1 protein-coding gene is annotated in these 2,033 nt (G+C 67.4%); it reads left to right on the top strand.

Going from position 1 to position 2,033, the window contains the following annotated elements; translation table 11 throughout:
• The first annotated feature begins 158 nt into the window (after positions 1-158).
• Complete coding sequence (locus AB0C16_RS39920; RefSeq protein WP_357691337.1) at positions 159-1,901, top strand: IS1634 family transposase; 1,743 nt, start codon at positions 159-161, stop codon at positions 1,899-1,901.
• The last annotated feature ends 132 nt before the right edge of the window (positions 1,902-2,033 follow it).

Below are 2,033 nucleotides of genomic sequence, written 5' to 3'. Positions count from 1 at the left end.
TCCCGGGTTCGACAGATCATCGGGAGTCTGGGGGCATGATGAGCGTGTACGCGCAGGTCACGGTCCGCACGCCTAGCGGAATCACCGGAAATGCCTAGTGACACGCTTTAGGCTGCAAACGACATTTACGCTGGGATGTAGCGGTATCGTCTAGTGGCATGTACGTGAAGACGGCCATTCGACGGACCAAGGACGGCCAGGAGATCCGCTATCTGCAGCTGGCCCACAACGAGTGGGACGCCGACGCGCAGCGGTCCCGGACCAAGGTGCTGCACTCCTTCGGCCGCGCCGACCAGCTGGACCGGGCGGCGATCGAACGGCTTGTCGTGTCGCTAGGACGGCTGCTCGATCCGGACCGTGCCGCCACCTTGAGCGCCCGGCCGGGCCTGGACTTCCTGGAGGCACGGCCGCTGGGCGGCACCCACGTGCTGGACGGGCTGTGGCGGCGGCTGGGCATCGCCGCCACGATGACGCGGCTGCTGAGCGGGCGCCGGATGGGCGCCCGAGCTGAGCGGGCGCTGTTCGCGCTGGTCGCCAACCGGGCGCTGGCGCCCTCGTCCAAGCTGGCCGCGACCGAGTGGATCAGCGCCGACGTGCACATCGACGGCCTGGCCGACATCGACGAGCAAGCATGCTACCGGGCGATGGACTGGCTGGCCGAGATCGAACCCGACCTGGCCAAAGAGGTGTACTTCCAGGTCACCGACCTGTTGAACCTTGAAGTCGACTTGATCTTCTTCGATACGACGAGCACCTATTTCGAGACCGGCCAAGCCGATGAGGCCATCGCCCGTGACGAGCGAGGCCACCGTCTTGACCAGCCGGCCACCTCATCGGCCGGCCGAGACCGCGACGAGGACGACCCCGAAGACGGGCAGAAGGTGCAACTGCGCGGATTCCGCTCCTACGGCAAGAGCAAGGACTCACGGCCCGATCTGCCACAGGTCGTGGTCGGCATGGCGGTCACCCGCGAGGGCATCCCGGTCCGGGTCTGGTCCTGGCCGGGCAGCACCGGCGATTCCGCGCTGATCCGCCAAGTCCGCGACGACCTGCGCGAATGGACCCTATCCAAGGTCATCTACGTGGCCGACCGCGGGTTCTCCTCCACCAAGAACCGGCGGCACCTGATGCGCGGTGGCACCGGCTACATCATCGGCGAGAAGCTCCGCTCGGGCACCGCCGAGGCCAAGGCCGCCCTGTCCCGGCAGGGCCGCTACGCCGCCGTCGCCGACAACCTGCAGGTCAAAGAAGTGAAGATCGGCTCGCAGGATCGGTTCATCATCTGCTACAACCCCGAGGCGGCCGTCCGCGACGCCGCCGTCCGCGAGCAGCTCCTCGCCCAGCTGACCGAGATGATCGACGGCACCGACAAGCTCAGAGCCACCAAACGGGCCGAACTCGCCGGGGTCATCTCCACCAAACCCGGCCTGCACCGCTTCCTGCGCACCACCCCCGGCGGACTGCTGCGCATCGACCGCGCGAAGGTCGAGCGGGAGACGAACCTGGACGGAAAATACCTGCTGCGCTGCAGCGACCCCAGCCTGAGCCCCGAGGACGTCGCACTGGGATACAAGCAGCTCCTGGAGGTGGAACGGGGCTGGCGCGACATGAAATCGATCATCGATCTGCGGCCGGTCTACCATCGCCGGGAAGACCGCATCCGCGCCCACGTCCTGCTGTGCTGGCTCGCCCTGCTGCTCATCCGCGTCGCCGAGAACGCCGCCGGGCAGACCTGGACCACGATGCGCGCCGAGCTGCAGCGCCTGCACGCCATCACCTATACCGGCCCCTCGGGCACCTTCCGGCAGACCACCGAACTCACCAAGCCCCAACGCGACCTGCTGGCCGCCCTCGGCGTCCCTGCGCCCAAGAAAATCCTCGATCTGGCCGTCGCGGACTGACCGCACGCCCCCATCCCGCCTCGTGGGGCCCCCGAACGCCTAGTGACACGCCCCTCCGGCGTGTCCTCGGCGTTTCCGCTGTTCAGACAGGTGTTAATGCCCCTAGCAGAACAATCATCTGTCGAAGCCGGG

It is taken from the genome of Nonomuraea sp. NPDC048916 (assembly GCF_040649575.1).
In the GTDB taxonomy this organism is placed as follows: Bacteria; Actinomycetota; Actinomycetes; order Streptosporangiales; family Streptosporangiaceae; genus Nonomuraea.
The sequence above is the reverse complement of the archived record's forward strand: the minus strand, read 5'-3'. Positions and strand labels throughout refer to the sequence as shown.

Excerpts from the sequence above, each read along its gene's own strand:
- AB0C16_RS39920 (WP_357691337.1), top strand. The coding sequence starts at position 159 with ATGTACGTGAAGACGGCCATTCGACGGACCAAGGACGGCCAGGAGATC.